This is a genomic window from Pseudoalteromonas sp. US3C1013 (assembly GCF_048401115.1).
Taxonomy (GTDB): domain Bacteria; phylum Pseudomonadota; class Gammaproteobacteria; order Enterobacterales; family Alteromonadaceae; genus Pseudoalteromonas; species Pseudoalteromonas undina.
Window position 1 is genome coordinate 474,081 of record NZ_CP183075.1, and the last position, 19,916, is coordinate 493,996.

Sequence of the window (19,916 nt, forward strand, 5' to 3'; positions counted from 1 at the left end):
AGGGAGCCATAAGTGAAAAAAGTACTGATTGTTTGTTTAGGTAATATTTGTCGATCTCCGACGGCTGAGGCGGTATTAAAAGCTCGCGCTAAAAAGTTAGGTATTGATCTGCTAGTGGACTCGGCAGGGACTATTGGTCATCACGAAGGTAATCAACCAGATAGGCGCTCAATGCAGGCTGGTGAAAAACGCGGTTATAGTTTTAAAGGTATTTTTTCGCGCAAGGTGCGTAGTAGTGATTTTAGCGAGTTTGATCTTATTTTAGCAGCCGATAAACAAAATCTGTCGGATTTAACCGCACGTTGCCCTGAACATTTGCAGTACAAGCTTGCGTTGTTTTTAGAGTATGGCGAGCAAGCACAAAGCGCAATTCCCGATCCTTACTATGGCGGTGATGATGGCTTTGAAAAGGTACTTGATTTAATAGAGGCCGCCAGCGATAACATTTTAGCTAAGTTAAAATTAATGATAAATTAAAAGGCGCTTGAAGCGCCTTTGGTATGTTATTAACGGTTTACTTTAAAGTCGAGCTGTACTTTGGAAGTTGCTGCAACCGCTTTTCCATGCTCAAACTTAGGAGCATAGCGCCATTGCGCTAATGCTTCTACTGCTGATTTTTCAAAGGCCACGCCACCCTCAGAACTAATTACTTGCGGATTTTTTACAAAGCCAGACTCATCTACTTGAAACTCCATAACTACACTGCCATCTTTACTAAATCGCGCTTTGTTTTTAGGGTATTTAGGGTTAACGCGGTATAGCGGTGTTTGCTCTTGGCTTTCTTTCCACGGCACCATTTTAGCAATCGCGATACAGTGCTTAGTGGCTTCATCGCTTTTGCCTTTTTTTTCATACAAGCCAATTAATCTTGAGTGTGCGGTAAGCTCAGCGCTGTGATCGTAACTTAAGTTTTCATCAAACACCTTTACTACGCGATTAAGCCGTTCAATTGCTTGGTCGTATCTTTTTCTACCCTCAGCAAACGACGCCATTAAAAAGTCAGCTTTTATTTGTTCAACCGAGTTTTTAGGTAAGTTAGCCTGGTAATACTCATCGGCCTCTTCCAAGTAGTTTTTAGCTTCACGGTATTTTTCGTAGCTGAATTTATTGGCTAATATGGTTGCCGCTTCTAATTTCATATCGGCCAAAAATTTAGGTTTATTTTCTGTATTTGCTATTGCAATTACTTGCTCTAAATAATAGTCCGCTTTTTGAGCTGAGGGGGCAAAATTAGCCATACCAACCAAAGAATCAACGGTTTCTAACGATTTGTTACCATGGTTGTTAACTGAAATAGTGTAGGCTTGTTGATATAGTGAAAAACGTTTTTCAATCCATTTTTTACCATAGCCATTAATTGATTTAGCATAGTTAATAGCTAAGTTTGCGGTGTTATCTGAATTATCACCGTAAACAGCTTTACCTAATGTGTAGGCCTGCTCCGCGGCTTGTTGCATATTTTCCTTAGTTTTAACCGCATTTAAGTAATTTTGATACGCGTCGTTAAAAACGGCTTGAGCGTTACTTGCTTGTTCGGCAAATGACATGGTGCTTAATACAGATAAACTTAAGCCCATCAGTAATACACGTTTATTTAGTTTCATAATGATCCCTATTATTTGTCGGTGGTAAATTAGCAAATCCTTATGTGTATGTCATCATTTTAGGTAAACCAAGGTAAATATGCGTTGCTAATATATTTATGCTTACATATTGAAAATAGCCGCTGTCGTCGCAATATATTTGACATTACTTAGGGTGTACTACGATCCAATTTTGAACTTTTGTGATATTATCACTTTATCGTGTCGTAGTTTTTTAATATTTGGATTGGTCGTGGCGCAAGTAAGAGCAAGAGTCCAGCTTAATGTTGGCAAAAATAGTGATATTCCTGCAGAAATTATCTCGTTTAGTGGCTTAAAAGATGGCCAAGAGCATGTTGCTTTAGTATTTAATAACGCCGATACCCAGCAAGGTGTCCCACTTATTCGTATGCATTCTGAATGTTTAACCGGTGATGTATTTCATTCGTCACGCTGTGATTGTGGTGAGCAGTTAAACGAGTGTATTGAAATGATGCATGAGCAGGGCGGTATTTTACTTTATTTACGCCAAGAAGGGCGTGGTATTGGTTTATATAATAAAATTGATGCGTATGTACTGCAATCACAAGGTATGAATACCTACGAAGCTAATAACCATTTAGGTTTTGCTGATGACTTACGTGACTTTTCAGATGCAGTGTTAATGCTCAATGCGCTTAATTTAAAGCACGTTAAATTAATGACTAATAACCCTAAAAAGCTCAATGCATTAAAAGATGCAGGTATAGAAGTTGATTCTGTTGTGGGTACTCATGCTCACATTAAAGCTGGGCTTTCAGGTAATAAAGCGTATTTAGAGACAAAGATTAAGCATGGCTCTCACATGCTAGATATTAAGAAAATTAAAAAACCTTAGGGTCTGTTGACCTTTCAAGGTTGAATTTGCAGCAGTCTGTTTGGTATTTAGGCAAGGCAGAGCCTATGTGGTGTGGTTATTCCCCATAAATAGGCGATAACGCAGCATCAATGCCAAACAGGCGCTGCCCGAAGGGTTCTTCCTAGGGGCGATTTACTCTTTGTTGCTCGGTTTTTACTTAGCCCACTAGGTTACAAACCTCGCGGCGCGATTAAATCGCCCCTAGTTTGAACAAATTTTAATCCGTAAAGGGCAACAGACCCTAATATTAACGGCATTTATCGCTGCCACCTATGTAATACCAACCAGCGCCGAGTTATACTCGGCGTGTTTTGTTTTAATTAAGAGCAAGTATGTCTACACAATTACGAATTTTTAAAGCTGATGCGGCATTAAAATGGTTTAAAGCGGGTTGGCTAATTTTTAAAACTCAGCCATTAACTTTTATTTTTATGCATTTGTTTATTGGCATTGTTGGCTTGTTGTCGTTATTTTTGCCGGTATTACAAATAGCTGCAGCATTGGCTACACCATTTTTAACCGCTGGTTTTTATCAAGCCGTGCTTACCAAGCAGCAGGGCGGAAAAATTATGTTAGCCGATATTTTGAAGCCCTTTTCAGCCAAAGGAAATCGGTTAGGCATATTTCGCTTAGCGCTTTATCAAATGGGTGCCGGTATTTTAATTGCCTTGCTCGCCAATGGGTTATTTGCTGATGCAATGGCGGTTATGACACAGCCTGGCCTAGATCCAAACACCGCTGTTAGTCAAATGCTTGAGAGTATTTCGCTTGCTAACGTGGCATTGTTTTTAATTGCGCTCTCTATTTACTTTACTTCGTTTGCCTACGCAGTACCGCTGGTTTATTTTAATAAAGAGCAACGTATTTTAAATGCCTTAAAAAGTTCGTTTATGGTGTTTTATTATAATATTTTACCATTAAGTGTTTATGGTATTATTTGCGCATTATTAATGGTGTTGTCGATGTTCTTATCGCTACTACCGCTGTTGATTTTAATGCCAATTTGCTACATTAGTTTCTTTGTATCTTATCAGGCTATTTTTATGCCCGTTGTGCCACCAAGTGATGACAGTAACATTAAGCCTTTAAGTAGCGAGCAAAGCGGACGCTTTGACGCTTAATGGATGATACGTTAAAACAAAAGTTAAAAAACTATGTGCTTTGGTTGCTTGGTCGGCAAGAGTATTCGCGCCGTGAGTTAACCCAAAAGTTACAGCAAAGAGAAGCAACCGACGAGTTCATAGAAAACCTGCTTGATTGGTGTGAAAAGCACAATTTTATCAACGAGCAGCGTTACTGTGAAGGGTTTGTCAGAAAACACATATTTAAATGCCATGGCTTAAAGCGAATTCAAAGTGAGGCCATGAGTAAAGGGATTGATAGAGCACTGCTTGAAACAGTGGTTGATGAGCTGGAAATAGATTGGTTTGAGCTCGCGCAGGAAGCGTACAACAAAAAATATTCAACGACACCGGCAGACCTCGAGTACAAAGAAAAAGCTAAGCGCGTGCGCTACTTAATGTATCGAGGTTTTAGCTATGATCAAATAAATTTTGCAATGCAAGCACAGTAAATACAGGTGAGACTTTCACATGCAGCACATGACTACCGCACAGATTAGGCAACAGTTTTTAGACTTTTTTGCCAGCAAACAACACCAAGTTGTTCCTTCTAGTTCGCTTATACCGGGTAACGATGCCACGTTGTTATTTAATAATGCCGGTATGGTGCAATTTAAAGATGTATTTTTAGGCGCCGAAAGCCGCCCTTATACACGCGCAACTAGCTCTCAGCGTTGTGTGCGTGCTGGTGGTAAACACAACGATTTAGAAAATGTTGGTTACACAGCACGTCATCATACCTTTTTCGAAATGCTAGGTAATTTCAGCTTTGGTGATTACTTTAAGCAAGATGCAATTAAATTTGCGTGGGAGTTTTTAACTGAGGTTGTAAAACTACCAAAAGAAAAGCTGTTAGTGACCATTTACCATGATGACGAAGAAGCCTTTGGCTACTGGGCTAACGATATAGGTTTACCTGAAGATCGTATTATTCGTATTGCAACGAGCGATAATTTTTGGTCTATGGGTGATACCGGCCCTTGTGGTCCATGTTCTGAAATATTTTATGATCACGGTGAGCACATTTGGGGTGGTCCTCCGGGCACTCCTGAAGAAGATGGCGACCGTTTCATTGAAATTTGGAACTTAGTATTTATGCAATACAACCGTCAAAGCGACGGGACTATGGAGCCACTTCCTAAGCAATCTGTTGATACTGGTATGGGCCTTGAGCGTATTTCAGCTATTTTACAAGGTGTGCATTCAAACTACGAAATCGATTTATTCCAAGGCTTAATTGCCGCCGCTGCAAGCGTTACTAATGCACAAGATATGGATGATAAGTCGCTTCGCGTGGTGGCGGATCATATTCGTTCGTGTGCGTTTTTAATTTCAGATGGGGTTATGCCATCAAATGAAGGCCGTGGTTATGTATTGCGTCGTATTATTCGTCGTGCAGTACGTCACGGTAATAAGTTAGGTGCTAAAGGCGCGTTTTTCTATAAATTGGTTGCTGCACTTATTGAGCAAATGGGTCAAGCGTACCCAGAGCTTGCTAAGCAACAAGAAATTATTGAAAAAGTACTGCGTATTGAGGAAGAGCAGTTTGGTAAAACGCTTGAGCGTGGTTTAGCTATTTTAGAAGAAAGCTTGAGTGATTTAACCGGGGATGTGATCCCAGGTGACTTAGTATTTAAACTTTACGATACCTATGGTTTCCCTGCCGATTTAACAGCTGATGTAGCGCGTGAGCGCCAAATGACCATTGACCATCAAGGTTTTGAAGCATGCATGGCAGTGCAACGTAAAACAGCACAGCAAGCGGGCAAATTTGGTGCAGATTATAATGAGCAATTAAAATCAGATAAGCACACTGATTTTAAAGGCTACGATAGTAATCATTATCGTGGCACTGTGGTTGAGATTTTTGCCGGTGGCGAATCTGTATCGTTATTAGAAGATGGTCAGCAAGGTATTATTGTTTTAGACCGTACTCCGTTTTACGCTGAATCAGGCGGCCAAATTGGTGATAGCGGTACAATTACTGTTGCCGGTGGTGAGTTTAATGTAACGAATACCACTAAATTGGGTAATGCTTTTGCTCATCATGGAACAGTTCAAGGGCATATTGGCGTTAACGATAAAGTGGATGCGACTATTGACGATGCGCGTCGTGAAAGCATTAAGAAAAATCACACAGCTACGCACATTTTACATGAAGCATTACGTCAGCTTTTAGGTGAGCACGTATCGCAAAAAGGCTCACTTGTGCAGCCAGATCGTCTGCGTTTTGACTTCTCACATTTTGAAGCGGTGACCAAACAAGAACTGCGCGAAATTGAACGTGTAGTAAATGACGAAATTCGTCGTAACTTTGCACTTAATACTGAGCTAATGGCAATTGATGATGCTAAAGCAAAAGGTGCTATGGCATTGTTTGGCGAAAAGTACGATGACGAAGTACGTGTAGTAACCATAGGTGATTACTCAATTGAGCTTTGTGGTGGTACACACGTAGAGCGTGCAGGTGACATTGGTTTATTCAAAATTGTATCTGAAAGCGGTATTGCTGCCGGTGTTCGTCGTATTGAGGCGGTAACCGGTGCAGAAGCAATCGCTTATGTTAATGAACAAGAACAGCAATTAGCAGATGTTGCAGCGCTTGTAAAAGGTGACAGTGCGTCAGTACTTGAAAAAGTAACTGCATTACTTGAAAAGTCGAAAGGACTTGAAAAGCAAGTTGCCCAACTTAACGATAAACTAGCCAGTGCGGCAGGTGCATCGTTACTTGATTCAGTGGTTGAAATTAATGGGGTTAAATTGTTAGTTGCCAACGTTGAAGGAACTGAATCAAAAGCGCTTCGTGGCATGGTTGATGATCTTAAAAATAAGATTGGCTCAGGCGTTATTGCTTTAGGTGTTGCCAGCGGTGATAAAGTAAGCCTAATTGCGGGTGTAACTAAAGACTTAACCGGTAAAGTAAAAGCGGGTGAGTTAGTTAACCACATGGCAGGCCAAGTAGGTGGTAAAGGCGGCGGTCGTCCAGATATGGCGCAAGCGGGTGGTTCTGAGCCACAAAACTTAACTGCAGCACTTGATAGCGTAACAGCTTGGTTAACTGAGCGTACTTAAGCTTAAGTGGCACTTATAGTTCAAAAATTTGGCGGCACTTCGGTAGGCTCAATAGAGCGTATTGAAGCGGTCGCCGACCTTGTTGTTAAAACTAAGCAACAAGGCCACCAAGTGGTGGTGGTGCTTTCGGCAATGTCGGGAGAAACCAATCGCTTAATTAATCTTGCCAAACAAATCGACTCTCGCCCGAGTAGTCGTGAACTCGATGTATTACTCAGTACCGGTGAACAAGTCTCTATAGCTTTATTAGCGATGGCGATTATTAAACGCGGCCATTCTGCGGTAAGCTTGTTAGCCGATCAGGTGAATATATTAACCGATAACATGTTCGGTAAAGCCCGTGTAGAAGACGTGGCTGCAACGCGTTTAAAACATGAACTTGAACATAACCGTATTGCTATTATTGCCGGCTTTCAAGGACGCGATATTGAGGGCAACGTGACTACGCTTGGGCGTGGTGGCACCGATACCTCTGCGGTTGAAATAGCGGGTGCAATAAAAGCGGATGAATGTCAGATCTATACTGATGTTGATGGCGTATATACAACAGATCCTCGTATTGAACCTAATGCACGACGTTTAAGCCATGTAACCTTTGCCGAAATGCTTGAGCTGGCTAGTTTAGGTGCTAAAGTGCTACATATTCGCTCTGTAGAGTCGGCTGGTAAGCACAATGTACCATTAAGAGTGTTATCTAGCTTTAAACCTGATGAAGGTACATTAATTAGTTTTGAGGAGAGCGATGTGGGGAGTAACGTTGTGTCGGGTATTGCATTTAATCGAGACGAGTGTTTGATTAAGGTACATGGAGTACCGCAAGGCACTAAAGCGCTTGCAAAAATTTTGAAACTTTTTGCAGATAATGGCATCGAAATAGATATGATTAATCAAATTAATCATAAAGTTGAAAAAGTCGACTATGCTTTTACTGTGCATTTAAATGATTATTTAAACGCACTTGATTTGTTAACGGCTGAGCAACAGCAATTTGACGCACAGGCAATTGACGGATTAACTAATGTGGCGAAAGTGTCAGCTGTAGGTATGGGGATGAAATCTCATTCTGGGGTAGCGAGTTTATTTTTTGATTCGTTAGCACAAGAGAACATTGATGTGATGTTTGTTTCAACCTCAGAGATAAAGATTTCAGTTTTAATAGATGAAAAATACCTCGAGCTGGCTGTTCGTGCATTACATAAGACATTTTTAACAGAAAATGAATAGATTGAGAGTTTTTACTTACTTTTTAGTCTAATTTTAATTAAAATGTGTGTGCGGAATCTTATAATTTTATTGGAACATGGGAGCAAGAGAATGCTAATACTAACTCGTAGAGTAGGCGAGACCCTGATGATTGGTGACGAAGTAACCGTTACTGTTCTGGGTGTTAAAGGAAATCAAGTTCGTATCGGTGTTAACGCACCTAAAGACGTATCAGTTCATCGTGAAGAAATTTACATGCGCATACAAGCTGAAAAGTCTAACCCTAATCCGGGCAATGCTTAATCAACATAGTATAAAATGTGCTAGTTAATAACTATGACATTTGTAAAAGCCACTCATTGAGTGGCTTTTTTGTTTATAAAATCAATCGTTTCTTCGTCGAGTATTGCCTTAGAAATGTATTGCATACCGCTTTTACTTTTTAACAATAGGCCGCAATCTGTAGTAATTACTTCATTAATGTCGTGCCAAGCTAATTGGTAATTCTTGTAATGATTGGTTGATTTTATTCCGTCCTCGTCGAAGGTGAGAGTGACTTCAGAGCCAGATGCTCTGCTAAGCATTTGCCTTGTTACCCACCAAGGACGACGATAATAAAAAGCAATGCACTCAAGTAAAGCTAACATAAGCAAAAATGTACCAAGGTAATGATCGCCTAAACCATAAATGCCAAATAGCCCTAATATCACAAGTAGCGCCAATAAAAAGTATTTAGGTTGTGCACGCTTACTATAAGGCAGCGATTGGTCGAAGCATTCATAAAAATAAGGTTTATCGAGTTTATAAGTTGTTGTAAAGACCATGTGTTTGCACTTAAAAGCTATTTTTTATTATTTTAGCCTAATGCGCAGCTTAAAAGGGGAAATGACTAGAAACTATTTATATTTTAGGCATAAAAAAACGACCCGTAGGTCGTTTCTTAGCTAAATAAATAATATTAGCAATTTGTCTCTTCGGCATTAACGCCTTCTTTTACTTCTTCACAGGTATCTTCTACCTTGTTTTGAACATCTGTCACGGCTTCGTCAATACGCTCACCGGCTTCTTCTGCATGATTGTCTTCACAACCCATAATAAATGCACTTGCGAATAGACCAATAGCTGCTGCTTTAAGTGTTGATGATTTCATAATGTAATTCCTTGTATATAAATTTAAAAAGAGAGTTCGTTGTTTCTTATCTACCTGGGGCTTTTACCACGTAAAGCGCCAGAGACAAGTGAAATAACCAGTAAAACTAAAAAGATAAAAAATATGATCTTAGCAATTCCTGCTGCGGCTCCTGCAATACCACCAAATCCTAAAACGGCTGCGATTAGTGCGATCACCAAAAATGTAATTGTCCAGCGTAACATTGTCATCTCCTTGATTTATCTAAGTGTTAAAGTGTTGTTTTTATATAAGCGAGTAATGTGCCAGTATTTTATTTTGTTTTAAATCAATGGTTTATTTCTATTTTTCGCGATTGGCTTTATATTGAGTTGGTAATTTTTACGATCTTATCGGTAACTTATTCACAGTTGTCTCTGATGAGATAATAAATAGTTGTTGCTGCTCTTTATTTTGGTAAGACCAATTAACATTTGTTTTGAAGGTTATTAGTGGGTTAGCACAATAGGTTTGTTATATATGTGTTTTTACAAAGTATTAGTGTTTTTATATATTCTTTGTTTATAACGAACATTTTTAGCATCTATATATCTGGGTTAAATAAGCTATTTTAGGTGGTGTTAACCTTATTGGTGATATGTTACTTTTAGATTAATTGGTTTTACCAATTTACAACGTGTAGACAAAAGAATAGTTTTTGTTACTATTGATGAATAGTTATTTAAATAAACCGATTTTTTATGTGTTTGGTTTTAAACAGGGGAGAATTATGGATATAGGGGCTTTACTCACAACTGCAGGCAATTTAATGCTAACAGGCATGGTGGGTGTGTTTGTATTTCTTTCTTTATTGATTGGTGCAGTGACACTCATGTCTAAGCTGGCTAGCAAGTTTTCTCAGCCAGAACTAGCAGCATCACAGAGAACACCATCTTTTAAATCTCAAGGTGTGCCAAATGAGCACATCGCTGCAATTAGTGCTGCCATTGCTCAGTACAAAACAAATAATAATTAGAGGAGCATACCAATGGCTAAATTAAAAATAACAGAACTCGTACTTCGTGACGCACATCAGTCGCTCTTAGCTACCCGCATGCGATTAGACGACATGTTACCTATTGCAAAAAAAATTGATGACGCAGGTTATTGGTCTATAGAATCTTGGGGTGGAGCTACCTTTGATTCATGTATTCGTTATTTAGGTGAAGATCCATGGGAGCGTATTCGCGCGCTTAAAAAAGCGATGCCAAATACACCACAGCAAATGCTACTTCGTGGTCAGAACTTATTGGGATATCGCCATTATGCTGATGATGTGGTTGAGAAGTTTGTTGAGCGCGCCCACAAAAATGGCGTAGACGTATTTCGTATTTTTGATGCCATGAATGATGTACGTAACTTAGAAACTGCCATAAAAGCGGCGGTTAAAGTAGGGGCACATGCGCAAGGTACAATTTCTTACACAGTAAGCCCTGTACATACATTAGATATGTGGTTAACACTTGCTAAGCAGCTTGAAGAATTGGGTTGTCATTCAATTTGTATTAAAGATATGGCGGGATTGCTTAAGCCTTACGATGCAGAAGAACTCATTAAAGCGTTAAAAGAAACGGTTTCCATACCTATTGCAATGCAATGCCATGCAACAACGGGTTTAAGCACCGCTACTTATCAAAAAGCGATTGATGCCGGCATTGATATGCTCGACACAGCTGTATCGTCTATGAGTATGACTTATGGTCATTCAGCAACTGAAACAATTGCTGCAATCGTTGAAGGGACCGAGCGTGATACCGGGCTTGATTTAAACCACCTAGAAGAAATTGCCGCTTACTTTAGAGACGTACGTAAAAAGTACGCTGCGTTTGAAGGCAGCTTAAAAGGTGTCGATGGCCGAATTTTATTAGCCCAAGTGCCAGGTGGTATGTTAACTAACATGGAAAACCAGCTTAAAGAGCAAGGTGCTGCTGATAAACTAAACGAAGTGCTACTTGAAATTCCACGAGTACGTGAAGATTTAGGCTTTATTCCACTCGTTACACCTACCTCACAAATTGTTGGTACTCAAGCGGTATTAAATGTACTCACTGGTGAGCGTTATAAAACCATTACCAAAGAAACTGCTGGCGTATTAAAAGGTGAGTATGGTTCAACACCTGCACCAATGAATAAAGAGCTTCAAGAGCGCGTACTTGATGGCAGTGAAGCAATTACCTGTCGCCCTGCAGATATTATTAAACCTGAACTTGAAACTTTAGAAGCTGAGTTAAGCAAGCTTGCGCAGGAGCAAGGGCTAACTTTAGCCGATGAGCAAATTGATGATGTGCTTACCTATGCACTATTTCCACAGATTGGTTTGAAATTTATTAAAAACCGTAACAATCCTGATGCATTTGAGCCTGTTCCTAGCGCTGATGATAACGCCAATAAAGCACCTGAAAAATCAGCGGCAAACAATAAAAGCGTTAAGGCAGAGCAATACAGCGTTAAAGTAGACGGTAAAGTATACGATGTCGTGGTTGCTCAAGGTGGTGAGCTTAAAGAGGTGACGTTAAAAGACTCAGAGCATATTCCACAGTCAGCATCGGTTGCCTCGGGTGAAACTCTAAATGCACCACTGGCCGGTAATATTTTTAAAATTAAAGTAAAACCAGGTCAGGTAGTCAATGAAGGTGATGTGGTAATTATTATGGAAGCCATGAAAATGGAAACCGAAGTACGCGCCATGCATACCGGTACGATTGCTGAGGTGCTTGTTTCTGAGGGCGATTCAGTGTCAACCGGCGATGCAATGATTGCACTAGCTTAAGGAGTAAATAGAGGATGGATGGTATTTTAAACCTCTGGCATGCCACAGGCATTGCTAACTTTACATTTCCTGGGCTGATCATGATTGCCGTTGGTTGTTTGCTATTATTTTTAGCAATTGCCAAAAAATTTGAGCCGTTATTATTACTGCCCATTGGTTTCGGAGCTATTTTAACTAATATTCCAGTAGCTGGTTTATCAGATCCAGGTGGCTTACTTTACTATGTTTATTATGTTGGTATTGATACCGGTATTTTTCCGCTATTAATATTTATGGGAGTGGGGGCCTTAACTGATTTTAGTGCCTTGATTGCCAACCCGCGTATGTTGCTATTAGGTGCGGCAGCGCAGTTTGGTATTTTTGCGACGTTATTTGGCGCTATTTTACTTAACTTTATTCCGGGATTTGAATTTAGCTTACAAGATGCTTCTGCAATTGCGATTATTGGTGGTGCAGATGGGCCAACCGCTATCTTTTTAGCGTCAAAGCTGGCCCCTGATTTACTGGGCGCTATAGCGGTGGCTGCGTACTCGTACATGGCGTTGGTTCCTATTATTCAGCCACCTATCATGCGTGCGTTTACAACGCCTGAAGAACGCAAAATTCAAATGCCAGAACTGCGTAAAGTATCTAAAAAGGAAAAAATTATTTTCCCACTGATGGTGCTTACCTTAACTGCTATATTCTTACCTGCGGCAATTCCGCTGGTTGGTATGTTCTGTTTAGGTAACTTAATGCGTGAGTCGGGTGTAGTTGATAGGCTCAGCAACAGTGCGCAAAACGAAATCATTAATATCACCACTATATTTCTAGGACTTGCAGTGGGCTCTAAACTTGCTGCCGAGCAGTTCTTAACAGTAGAAACTATTGGTATTTTGGTACTGGGTGCACTGGCGTTTGCTATTGGTACAGCCTCTGGTGTATTTATGGCTAAAGGCTTAAATAAGATATCAAAAACCCCCATAAACCCATTAATTGGTGCTGCGGGTGTATCCGCTGTGCCTATGGCAGCACGTGTTGTTAATAAGGTTGGGCTTGAAAATAACCCGCATAACTTCTTATTAATGCATGCCATGGGGCCTAATGTTGCAGGGGTGCTTGGTAGTGCTGTTGCGGCAGGTATTTTACTCGCTCTTGTGGGTTAAATATAATTTAGACTCAACCTATTAGCGCAGTTTACTGCGCTTTTTTTTGCATAAAATTCACTGTTTTGACTTAAGCGGTTTCTTGTATAGGGTTTTTTGTTTAAAGTAATCACTCTTCATTTTTTAAAGGGCTGTCAAAATGTTACACACTCCGCTGGCAAAATATCTCCCGAATGTAAGCAAACTTGTTTTTGGCTGTATGGGTTTGGGAGGCGCATGGAATAAAGATGCGATTACCAGTGCGCATTTACAACAAACTCATTCATGCATAGATGCCGCCATTGAAGGCGGAATTAATTTTTTCGATCATGCTGATATTTATACCTTAGGCAAAGCCGAACATGTTTTTGGTCAAGCTCTGGCTGAGCGACCAGAACTTAGGGAGAAAATGTATATTCAGTCTAAGTGTGGTATTCGCTTTGCTGATGATAAAAACCCACAACGTTATGACTTTTCAGCTGATTGGATTGAGCGCTCAGTAGAGGGCTCATTAAAGCGATTAAATACCGAATATTTAGATATACTTATGCTGCATCGCCCAGATCCTTTAATGGAAGTAGAGGAAGTTGCACAAGTATTTAGTTGTTTAAAAGAAAGTGGCAAAGTGCGTCATTTTGCGGTGTCTAATATGTCGCAATATCAAATACGGTTTTTGCAACGCGCTTTAGATATGCCGATTGTGGCAAATCAAATCGAAGCGAGTTTACAAAAACATCAATGGGTTGATGAAGGCGTTTATGTGGGTAATGCCGATGGCAAGGATATTAACTTTACCCCAGGCAATATTGAATATTGCCGTGAGCATGAAATTCAGATTCAAAGTTGGGGCAGTTTATGCCAAGGCTTATACTCTGGTGGTGATTTATCAAAGGCCTCGCCTGCAGATATTAATACCAGTATTTTAGTCAGTAAGCTTGCCATACTTTATGGTACAACAGCAGAAGCTATCGTATTAGCATGGTTGTTGCGCCACCCAGCATCAATTCAACCAATTATTGGTACCACTAATATAGAGCGTATAAAAGCATCCTGTGATGCGGTTAATGTTAACTTAAGTCGTGAGCATTGGTATGAGCTATATATCAGCGCGAAAGGCTGCGCTTTACCATAACCTGGTGTAGGGTGATGATATGAACATATTTGTTATTTTAATTAGCTTAGTCATTGCTTTGGTGATCATTATTCCGTTACTGGAAAAATACCAAAGTAAAATGGGGCTTGAGAGCGCTACTAAATATAGTAAGTATATTTGGCCACTGGTGATGATCTCTTTGGTTGTGCAGCTTATTTATGTACTCGTAAATTAACTCTGAAATTTAGCACCAAGCAGCTTAGATACAATGGGTAATTCGTGAAACTATTCAAATATCTATGCTGGTTGGTATAATCATCACATACAAAAAAGCCTTTGCGGGTTATCCCTGCAAAGGCTTTTTTATTTAATCATTAAACTCTTTATTTAAGTGCCAACTGAAGCTCTCGGTTACGCTCAAGTTGCGCAATAAAGTTATCAGCAATAGGCTTAAACTTAGCAAGCTCTGAGCGTGGTAATGGCTCAGATTTAGGTAGTTTCACAGTTTTGGGATTACGATGAACACCGTTAACTAAAAACTCATAATGTAAATGTGCCCCAGTTACTCGACCTGTTGAGCCTACAGTACCAATTTTCTCACCTTGTTTGATTTTTTGCCCTGTTCTAACTAGGCGTTTGTTAAGGTGTAAGTACTTAGTAACGTATTGTGTACCGTGGCTTATAAATACGTAATTACCGTTATATTTACTGTAGCCCGCTTTGATAACTTTACCATTACCTGATGATACAACAGGCGTGCCTGTACGCGCAGCGTAGTCAATACCTCGGTGTGCTTTTACTTGTCCTGTAACCGGGTGTAAGCGGCGAGGATTAAAGCTTGAGCTAATATATTTAAAGTTAACAGGTGCACGTAAGAAGGCTTTTTTCATACTACGCCCTTCAGGGGTATAAAAATTACCGTCTGTGTGTCGAATTGCTGTGTAACGTTCGCCTTGGTTTATAAATTCTGCGGCAATAATTTTACCGGTGCCAATAAATTCACCGTCAACAAAATGAGATTCATATATTAAGCCAAATTCATCACCTTTACGGATGTCATTTGCAAAATCCACGTCCCAACCAAATATATCGGCAAAGTTCATGATTTGGCGTTCACTTAAACCTGCAGCGATCGCTGACGTCCAAAAACTGCTAGAAATTTCCCCACCGGCGGTTTTGCTAAGTGTTTCTATTTCTTTGCTGTCAATTGAAGTATCGTATTGGCCTTCGTCATTAAGGGTGACATATAAGGTATCTGTTTTAGATATAACGTAACGTAACTGAGCCAACGAACCATCTTTTGCAGTAGCAAAGCTTAGTGTTTCACCTGGATGAATTTTGGTAAGCTTGCGTGTTTCAGCATTTGTGTTAACCAGTTTGTAAAGCGTTTGCGCAGAAAAACCAGCGCGCTTAAAAATGTTCGCTAAATTGTCACCATTTTTAACAAGGTGATCGACAAAATCATATTCTGGAAGTTTTTGCGCTGCATGCTCTGAATTTAAGTCGGTGAGTTTTTCGTTTTCACCTACTTTTATTTGTAATTCGTAACGCTTACCAATTTCTAGCGTGTTCTCGCTATTGTCTTTGGATGCAGTGGCTTTTTCAGAAGGTAAAAAGGCTAAGGCAACAATAGCAGAAACCAAACCTAGAATAAGCATTTTGTGTTTTTTGGGGAGCGTGTTAACCACGTGGACCATAACGTGCCTTTTTCTGCTGTCAAGATAATAAATAGATTATATTGCAGGATATAACGAATAATCTATGAATACTAGTATTTTGTAGATTTAAACTCGCGTTAAATTAAGCTAAAATCATAGGGTATTCAGGCTGTTTGTGTTTAAAGTTGAATAACAGCACTATTTTATATCCTTGGATACTTTGCTTTTTCATCGTAATGTTAAATTAGCTTTTAAAACGATTTAATAGCGAGAAGTGATTAATTTATAAACTGTTTTTTGGGCTTTTATAAACACCTTTAGTGTATTATTAATCGCTCTTTTATATCCCATTTTAGAACGTACGCCCTGCATTTTAGTTGGTGCAGCGATTAGTTAAAAAAGTTGTTCTAATTAAGTGGAAATTTGTTATGTTAGCTAAATAGTTTTATTTGTTTTGTTAAAACGCGCTAGCAATAAATCGTGAGCATATACACCCCCTTCGTTGTCAGAATTTTTTGGAGTAACACACAGTGGATTTACAAACCGCTCTAGCAGAGATAAAACGCGGTGCAGAAGAGATATTAATTGAAGATGAGTTGGTTGAAAAATTAAAGTCGGGGAAAAAGCTAAAAATTAAAGCTGGTTTCGATCCTACGGCTCCAGATTTGCACCTAGGTCACACTGTACTAATTAATAAAATGAAAACCTTTCAAGATTTAGGTCATGAGGTTATTTTCTTAATTGGTGACTTTACCGGTATGATAGGCGATCCAACGGGCAAAAATGTTACCCGTAAGCCACTGACTCGTGATGATGTGCTTGCTAATGCTGAAACCTATAAAGAACAGGTTTTCAAAATTTTAGACCCAGCTAAAACAACTGTTGCTTTTAACTCTACGTGGATGGAGAAGTTGGGCGCGGCTGGAATGATAAAATTGGCAGCGCGCCAAACTGTGGCACGCATGCTTGAGCGTGATGACTTTAAAAAGCGCTATGCTGGCGGTCAATCTATCGCAATCCATGAGTTTTTATATCCACTAGTACAGGGTTGGGATTCAGTTGCACTTGAGTCTGATGTTGAGCTAGGAGGCACCGATCAACGCTTTAACCTATTAATGGGTCGTGAGCTGCAAAAAGATGAAGGTCAAAAACCTCAAACCGTACTAATGATGCCTTTACTTGAAGGGACTGATGGCGTTCAGAAAATGTCAAAGTCACTAGGAAACTACATAGGTATTACTGATACGCCTAGCGACATGTTTGGTAAAATCATGTCAATTAGTGATGTACTAATGTGGCGTTACTATGACTTGCTAAGTAGCCTTTCTATTGAGCAAATTGCAGCGCAAAAACAGCGTGTAGAGCAAGGCACTAACCCGCGCGATATTAAGATTGAATTAGCGAAAGAGTTAATTGCACGTTTCCATAGCGAAGCCGATGCGCAAGCTGCTCATGATGACTTTATTCAGCGCTTTCAGAAAAAAGCACTACCTGATGAAATTCCAGAGCTGACAGTTAACATTGATGAAGACACTATTCTAATTGCTAACTTGCTAAAAGAAGCTGGCTTAGTGGCGAGTACTTCAGAGGCCATGCGTATGATCAAACAAGGCGCAGTAAAGCTTAACGGCGAAGAAAAAATTACAGATACCAAATTGGAAGTAGAAAAAGGAACAACCGCTATTTACCAAGTAGGTAAACGTAAGTTTGCAAATATTACTGTAGCCTAAAGCTTCAGAGAGTATAAAAACCAGCTTTGGCTGGTTTTTTTATAACTGATCAAAAAGTTAGAACAGCCCTAATAATTTCAACGCTAATAATAATTAGTAGCCAAAAAAAACGGGCTTGATTTAGGGTGTTGAGTAGCTTTGGGACATCATCAGCACTTGGCAAGCGTTCTACACCGACCCGCATTTTATTGAAACGCTGCTCAATATAAATAGCAGGCCCACCAAGTTGCACCCCTAAAGATGCTGAGCACACACTTAGTAACCAGCCAGTATTTTTTTGATAAAAATGGCGGCCATAATGCTTAATATAATGCATGCTTTTCTTACTGGCTTTAAGTGAAGCTATTGTCAGCGCGAGTAACCGCATGGGAATGTATTCAATAATAAAAAGAATTAGTTTAAGCGGCTTCAAAAAAGCGCTGTCGGGAGCTATATCAGTGCGCCATGCTTGTTGGATTAAGGTAAGCAAGCGGTAGGCGAGAGTTGCAATGGGGCCTAATAGTAAAAAAATAAAAATTACCACAAAATAATGACGGGCCGTTCTTAGTATGACACTTTCCATAACCGCTTTAATAATCCCTGGGTTTGAAAGTGCCTTAACTTCTCGGGCTACTAGTGGTTTTAATAATTCTCGAGCAGTTGATTTTTGATTTTTTTTGGTCAATTTCGCAATACGTATCGCTTTTTTATTTATGCTACTGCTTTCTAGGCACAAGTATAAAATAAGACCGGATAGTAGTTCAGGGTAAAAGGCAAACTCCAGCAGCAAAACGACAATAATCATAATCACAGTTAGAACAAGTGTGCTTGCTAATGAAGCGGCTAAATAATGATATTGTTTGCTGTCTGTTTTTTTATAAACACGCTGGCCAATTGCGTTAAAAATTGCAGAAAGTATATGGTTAGGGTGATACCAGCTAACTAAAGGTAAAAAGCGCTCAGCTAGGAGCGCACAAATAAATACAATAAAGTCCAAATGATTTTGAACAATATTATTGAGCATTTACAGCGTAACCGCCGTTAACTTTTCTAGTAATGCCACAACCATTTTTGATGAATTAATAGAGGCTGTTTCTAAGTACTCTTCAAATGATTGCGGTGACTCTTTGCCAGCAATATCAGACATTGAGCGAATAACAACAAATGGTGTGTTAAGTGCAAAACACGTTTGTGCAATTGACGCACCTTCCATTTCTACTGCTAGCATTGTAGGGAAGTCATTGCGTGCTTTTTCAATGCGAACAGGGTCACACATAAATGAGTCACCAGTACAAATTAAACCAACAAGCGTTTTTACTTCGCTAATTTGTGCAATTGTTTGCTCGGCGGCTTCTACTAGTTTAGTGTGCGCTGCAAAGCCTGCTGGCATTTGTGGTACTTGGCCAATTTCGTAACCAAATGCGGTTACATCTACATCGTGATGACGAACTTCTGATGAAATCACCACATCGCCAACGTTAAGCGAAGGATCGAAACCACCGGCAGAGCCTGTGTTAATAACACAATCAGGTTTGAAGTTATCGATAAGTAAAGTGGTTGCAATAGTTGAAGCGACTTTACCAATGCCTGATTGCACTAAAGTAACAGTATTACCTGCAAGCTCACCAGTATAAAACGTAAAGCCTGCTTTGGTTAAAACCTGTGGATTTTGCATCGCTTCGCGCAAAATTTTAACTTCTGGCTCCATGGCGCCAATAATACCAACATTCATAGTGTTAAATTCCTAAATTTGAATAGGCTGATTATACGTGAAGTCTGCTATAAAAAACAAAAAAGCGAGTCATTTAAAATGCTCGCTTTAATACATTGCTTTAACTCAGTAGTTATATTTCAGCAAGGGCAGTTGAATGTGCTTTTGCTTGAGAAGGTGATAATACCGCAGGCTTATGGACTCTAGTACGAGTCGGGCGCGAAGGTTGTGATTTAGCAGGTTTGCCTAATTTAAACATAATGGCATCGCGAACTTCACTCGGGCGGTAGCCTGATTTCACTTTCATACGAATATGTGGAATGCCAGCGGCTTCTAATGCACCGTTAACAAACCAATCACGTTGTGCTTTGTGACCATCTTTGTTGGCGTTATTAACTAAGTCAACCGCTGCCACTATGGTCATTTTTTCTTTGTCGACTAGTACAAAGTCGAGCTGTTTATTTTTTGCTTTAGCCAATGCCGCACGTTTAGATTTGACAGATAGACCTTGTTTACAGTCAATCACATCGATTAGTTTAACGCGACTAACAATTTTATATTGATCGCCAACAGCGCGTTCTAATAAGCCTAGAAACGCCCCTTCTACTTGGGTAAATACACTTTGCTTGCGAGTAAAAGGATAAGGGTTTCCGCCGTCATCATTAAATTTTGACGCAACCACAGATGCCCCAACAACTAGCACTAATATTAATAATAAAGCGAATTCCATACGGTAACTCCATAACAACAAATTGACACTGCTTTTCTAAAGCAATTTATGTGCCCAAATAGTTGTTATGGCTATT

Annotated in this window: 21 protein-coding genes; 13 read left to right on the forward strand and 8 right to left on the reverse strand. The window is 39.7% G+C overall.

Annotated features, from left to right (window positions below):
* Positions 1-12: 12 nt before the first annotated feature.
* Positions 13-477 (forward strand): low molecular weight protein-tyrosine-phosphatase, encoded by a 465-nt coding sequence (locus tag ACNSN2_RS02185; RefSeq protein ID WP_418608447.1) that lies wholly within the window; start codon positions 13-15, stop codon positions 475-477.
* 29 nt (positions 478-506) lie between these two features.
* On the opposite strand, the gene ACNSN2_RS02190 is transcribed toward ACNSN2_RS02185, so the two are convergent.
* Complete coding sequence (locus ACNSN2_RS02190) at positions 507-1,604, reverse strand: TonB family protein (RefSeq protein ID WP_055012909.1); 1,098 nt, start codon at positions 1,602-1,604, stop codon at positions 507-509.
* Positions 1,605-1,836: 232 nt separating this feature from the next.
* Here ACNSN2_RS02190 and ACNSN2_RS02195 point away from each other — a divergent pair, with 232 nt between their 5' ends.
* The 6 genes from ACNSN2_RS02195 (at position 1,837) to csrA (ending at position 8,180) form a co-directional block, all read left to right on the forward strand.
* Positions 1,837-2,460 carry a GTP cyclohydrolase II gene (locus tag ACNSN2_RS02195; RefSeq protein WP_010390804.1) on the forward strand — a complete coding sequence of 208 codons (624 nt, stop codon included), beginning with the start codon at positions 1,837-1,839 and terminating at the stop codon, positions 2,458-2,460.
* A gap of 353 nt (positions 2,461-2,813) precedes the next feature.
* Positions 2,814-3,602 carry a BPSS1780 family membrane protein gene (locus ACNSN2_RS02200; protein WP_418608450.1) on the forward strand — a complete coding sequence of 263 codons (789 nt, stop codon included), beginning with the start codon at positions 2,814-2,816 and terminating at the stop codon, positions 3,600-3,602.
* Positions 3,602-4,054, forward strand: coding sequence for a regulatory protein RecX (locus ACNSN2_RS02205; protein WP_010390806.1), 453 nt, complete (start codon positions 3,602-3,604; stop codon positions 4,052-4,054). The genes ACNSN2_RS02200 and ACNSN2_RS02205 overlap by 1 nt, the downstream gene beginning before the upstream one ends.
* Before the next feature lie 19 nt (positions 4,055-4,073).
* Positions 4,074-6,674, forward strand: a complete 2,601-nt coding sequence (alaS, locus tag ACNSN2_RS02210; RefSeq protein ID WP_418608452.1) for an alanine--tRNA ligase — start codon at positions 4,074-4,076, stop codon at positions 6,672-6,674.
* A 6-nt stretch (positions 6,675-6,680) separates the two neighbouring features.
* Positions 6,681-7,898 carry an aspartate kinase gene (locus ACNSN2_RS02215; RefSeq protein ID WP_418608454.1) on the forward strand — a complete coding sequence of 406 codons (1,218 nt, stop codon included), beginning with the start codon at positions 6,681-6,683 and terminating at the stop codon, positions 7,896-7,898.
* A 90-nt stretch (positions 7,899-7,988) separates the two neighbouring features.
* Positions 7,989-8,180 carry a carbon storage regulator CsrA gene (gene csrA / locus ACNSN2_RS02220; RefSeq protein WP_004587515.1) on the forward strand — a complete coding sequence of 64 codons (192 nt, stop codon included), beginning with the start codon at positions 7,989-7,991 and terminating at the stop codon, positions 8,178-8,180.
* Between the two features lie 53 nt (positions 8,181-8,233).
* On the opposite strand, the gene ACNSN2_RS02225 is transcribed toward csrA, so the two are convergent.
* From ACNSN2_RS02225 to ACNSN2_RS02235, 3 genes are all read right to left on the reverse strand, one after another.
* A complete protein-coding gene (locus ACNSN2_RS02225) occupies positions 8,234-8,701 on the reverse strand; it encodes a YcxB family protein (protein ID WP_109875314.1) in 468 nt (155 codons plus the stop codon).
* A 134-nt stretch (positions 8,702-8,835) separates the two neighbouring features.
* Positions 8,836-9,027, reverse strand: a complete 192-nt coding sequence (locus ACNSN2_RS02230; protein ID WP_008115136.1) for a hypothetical protein — start codon at positions 9,025-9,027, stop codon at positions 8,836-8,838.
* Between the two features lie 50 nt (positions 9,028-9,077).
* Positions 9,078-9,251 (reverse strand): DUF1328 domain-containing protein, encoded by a 174-nt coding sequence (locus ACNSN2_RS02235; RefSeq protein ID WP_002961939.1) that lies wholly within the window; start codon positions 9,249-9,251, stop codon positions 9,078-9,080.
* Between the two features lie 524 nt (positions 9,252-9,775).
* Between ACNSN2_RS02235 and ACNSN2_RS02240 the strand changes: the two genes are divergently transcribed.
* From ACNSN2_RS02240 to ACNSN2_RS02260, 5 genes are all read left to right on the forward strand, one after another.
* Positions 9,776-10,021 carry an OadG family protein gene (locus ACNSN2_RS02240; RefSeq protein ID WP_178955085.1) on the forward strand — a complete coding sequence of 82 codons (246 nt, stop codon included), beginning with the start codon at positions 9,776-9,778 and terminating at the stop codon, positions 10,019-10,021.
* Between the two features lie 12 nt (positions 10,022-10,033).
* Entirely contained in the window at positions 10,034-11,815 is a 1,782-nt protein-coding gene (gene oadA, locus ACNSN2_RS02245) for a sodium-extruding oxaloacetate decarboxylase subunit alpha (protein ID WP_010390815.1), read from the forward strand.
* A 14-nt stretch (positions 11,816-11,829) separates the two neighbouring features.
* Complete coding sequence (locus ACNSN2_RS02250) at positions 11,830-12,960, forward strand: sodium ion-translocating decarboxylase subunit beta (protein WP_109875312.1); 1,131 nt, start codon at positions 11,830-11,832, stop codon at positions 12,958-12,960.
* 139 nt (positions 12,961-13,099) lie between these two features.
* The gene (locus ACNSN2_RS02255; protein ID WP_010390816.1) at positions 13,100-14,071 is read left to right on the forward strand and encodes an aldo/keto reductase; all 972 of its coding nucleotides are present in this window, start codon (positions 13,100-13,102) and stop codon (positions 14,069-14,071) included.
* Positions 14,072-14,090: 19 nt separating this feature from the next.
* Positions 14,091-14,267 (forward strand): hypothetical protein, encoded by a 177-nt coding sequence (locus tag ACNSN2_RS02260; RefSeq protein WP_010390817.1) that lies wholly within the window; start codon positions 14,091-14,093, stop codon positions 14,265-14,267.
* A gap of 148 nt (positions 14,268-14,415) precedes the next feature.
* Here ACNSN2_RS02260 and ACNSN2_RS02265 read toward each other — a convergent pair whose 3' ends face one another.
* Positions 14,416-15,729, reverse strand: coding sequence for a peptidoglycan DD-metalloendopeptidase family protein (locus ACNSN2_RS02265; RefSeq protein WP_010390821.1), 1,314 nt, complete (start codon positions 15,727-15,729; stop codon positions 14,416-14,418).
* A gap of 491 nt (positions 15,730-16,220) precedes the next feature.
* Between ACNSN2_RS02265 and tyrS the strand changes: the two genes are divergently transcribed.
* Positions 16,221-17,420, forward strand: a complete 1,200-nt coding sequence (tyrS, locus tag ACNSN2_RS02270; RefSeq protein WP_075170414.1) for a tyrosine--tRNA ligase — start codon at positions 16,221-16,223, stop codon at positions 17,418-17,420.
* 49 nt (positions 17,421-17,469) lie between these two features.
* Here tyrS and ACNSN2_RS02275 read toward each other — a convergent pair whose 3' ends face one another.
* The 3 genes from ACNSN2_RS02275 to ACNSN2_RS02285 form a co-directional block, all read right to left on the reverse strand.
* A complete protein-coding gene (locus tag ACNSN2_RS02275; RefSeq protein ID WP_418608463.1) occupies positions 17,470-18,423 on the reverse strand; it encodes a cobalamin biosynthesis protein CobD/CbiB in 954 nt (317 codons plus the stop codon).
* Positions 18,424-19,131: a 5'-methylthioadenosine/S-adenosylhomocysteine nucleosidase gene (gene mtnN, locus ACNSN2_RS02280; protein WP_418608465.1), complete on the reverse strand. Its 708-nt coding sequence runs from the start codon at positions 19,129-19,131 to the stop codon at positions 18,424-18,426.
* Positions 19,132-19,243: 112 nt separating this feature from the next.
* Complete coding sequence (locus ACNSN2_RS02285) at positions 19,244-19,840, reverse strand: DUF2726 domain-containing protein (protein ID WP_054202260.1); 597 nt, start codon at positions 19,838-19,840, stop codon at positions 19,244-19,246.
* Positions 19,841-19,916: the final 76 nt, after the last annotated feature.

Coding starts and splice junctions, on each gene's coding strand:
- ACNSN2_RS02190 (WP_055012909.1), bottom strand. CDS start 1,604: ATGAAACTAAATAAACGTGTATTACTGATGGGCTTAAGTTTATCTGTA.
- ACNSN2_RS02200 (WP_418608450.1), top strand. CDS start 2,814: ATGTCTACACAATTACGAATTTTTAAAGCTGATGCGGCATTAAAATGG.
- ACNSN2_RS02205 (WP_010390806.1), top strand. CDS start 3,602: ATGGATGATACGTTAAAACAAAAGTTAAAAAACTATGTGCTTTGGTTG.
- alaS (WP_418608452.1), top strand. CDS start 4,074: ATGCAGCACATGACTACCGCACAGATTAGGCAACAGTTTTTAGACTTT.
- csrA (WP_004587515.1), top strand. CDS start 7,989: ATGCTAATACTAACTCGTAGAGTAGGCGAGACCCTGATGATTGGTGAC.
- ACNSN2_RS02225 (WP_109875314.1), bottom strand. CDS start 8,701: ATGGTCTTTACAACAACTTATAAACTCGATAAACCTTATTTTTATGAA.
- ACNSN2_RS02230 (WP_008115136.1), bottom strand. CDS start 9,027: ATGAAATCATCAACACTTAAAGCAGCAGCTATTGGTCTATTCGCAAGT.
- ACNSN2_RS02235 (WP_002961939.1), bottom strand. CDS start 9,251: ATGTTACGCTGGACAATTACATTTTTGGTGATCGCACTAATCGCAGCC.
- ACNSN2_RS02240 (WP_178955085.1), top strand. CDS start 9,776: ATGGATATAGGGGCTTTACTCACAACTGCAGGCAATTTAATGCTAACA.
- oadA (WP_010390815.1), top strand. CDS start 10,034: ATGGCTAAATTAAAAATAACAGAACTCGTACTTCGTGACGCACATCAG.
- ACNSN2_RS02250 (WP_109875312.1), top strand. CDS start 11,830: ATGGATGGTATTTTAAACCTCTGGCATGCCACAGGCATTGCTAACTTT.
- ACNSN2_RS02255 (WP_010390816.1), top strand. CDS start 13,100: ATGTTACACACTCCGCTGGCAAAATATCTCCCGAATGTAAGCAAACTT.
- ACNSN2_RS02260 (WP_010390817.1), top strand. CDS start 14,091: ATGAACATATTTGTTATTTTAATTAGCTTAGTCATTGCTTTGGTGATC.
- ACNSN2_RS02265 (WP_010390821.1), bottom strand. CDS start 15,729: ATGGTCCACGTGGTTAACACGCTCCCCAAAAAACACAAAATGCTTATT.
- ACNSN2_RS02275 (WP_418608463.1), bottom strand. CDS start 18,423: ATGCTCAATAATATTGTTCAAAATCATTTGGACTTTATTGTATTTATT.
- mtnN (WP_418608465.1), bottom strand. CDS start 19,131: ATGAATGTTGGTATTATTGGCGCCATGGAGCCAGAAGTTAAAATTTTG.
- ACNSN2_RS02285 (WP_054202260.1), bottom strand. CDS start 19,840: ATGGAATTCGCTTTATTATTAATATTAGTGCTAGTTGTTGGGGCATCT.